The sequence below is a fragment of the Tepidibacter thalassicus DSM 15285 genome (assembly GCF_900129915.1).
Classification (GTDB): domain Bacteria; phylum Bacillota; class Clostridia; order Peptostreptococcales; family Peptostreptococcaceae; genus Tepidibacter; species Tepidibacter thalassicus.
The window spans coordinates 1-1,007 of record NZ_FQXH01000057.1 but is presented as its reverse complement, the minus strand read 5'-3'; the positions used below and the strand labels follow the sequence as shown (position 1 = coordinate 1,007).

At 23.2% G+C, this 1,007-nt stretch carries 1 protein-coding gene; it reads right to left on the bottom strand.

The window, feature by feature from the left end:
* Positions 1–469: 469 nt before the first annotated feature.
* A complete protein-coding gene (locus BUA19_RS11405) occupies positions 470–736 on the bottom strand; it encodes a hypothetical protein (RefSeq protein ID WP_072726599.1) in 267 nt (88 codons plus the stop codon).
* Between the last annotated feature and the right edge of the window lie 271 nt (positions 737–1,007).

Below are 1,007 nucleotides of genomic sequence, written 5' to 3'. Positions count from 1 at the left end.
CTTTATTTTCTTCACTTCCAAATAACTTTTTAAATACAAAATCTACTTTAGGGTTTAATCTGCACATTATTTTCACCCTCCATTTTATATTTTTTATATTATATCATAAAAAGAAAAGTCAATATAAATATCACAAATAATTAAATCAATGTCATAAAATGTAATTTTTGCAATCCACAATGTTGTATTAACAATTCATGGCATATATGTTAATTTTATGAATCAAGACGGATTCAAATATTAAATCAATTATAGGTTTAACTAGACAACCAGATAGAGTAATTATAACTTCTTATGAAACTTCATATTTTATATCATTGAATGGATTAACGCAATTAATAAAAAAAAATCAAAGTAGCTAATCCTAATGTCATAATTAGTTAAAAAAGCAACTTAGAATTTAAAGTCTGCAAATTATTCTTTTTTTATCTTTTAATCGTATGCATTTTCAACTGCAAAATAGAACAAATTAATTTTTACTTTTATTCTTGTTATCTTGTTTAATAAATTTAAAACACTCAATAAAAAAACAAACCAAGGAATAAAATAATAATATACTACCTAACACACTTATAAGATTTAATATCGCTGAAATAATAGAATCTAACCAACGAGGCGGTTGTCCAAACAAAACAATAAATGATGTTATACCAACTCTTCCAAGATGAAAACTAGGATAAAATATTAACATTAACGAACATATAGTCATTTTAAATAACACATTAATTCTATTCATTAAAAATTCTCCTTTTTAGAAATTTTAAAAGCATACAATTTTATAGTGCACATTTACTTATTTTCCATATATTTTCAAATGCTCATATTGAGAGTTATTTAACACCAATGATATTACATCTTAAAGCAAAGTAATAATATGACTAGACTTAAAAATGCTTTATCTTAATATAAAAGTAGCCATGGCTATTTTTACTCCCTCAATTTATTAACTTCTTCTACAGAAAGTCCTGTTTTTATTGCTATTGTTTCATTATCTAAAACATCCAATA

Excerpts from the sequence above, each read along its gene's own strand:
- BUA19_RS11405 (WP_072726599.1), bottom strand. The coding sequence starts at position 736 with ATGAATAGAATTAATGTGTTATTTAAAATGACTATATGTTCGTTAATG.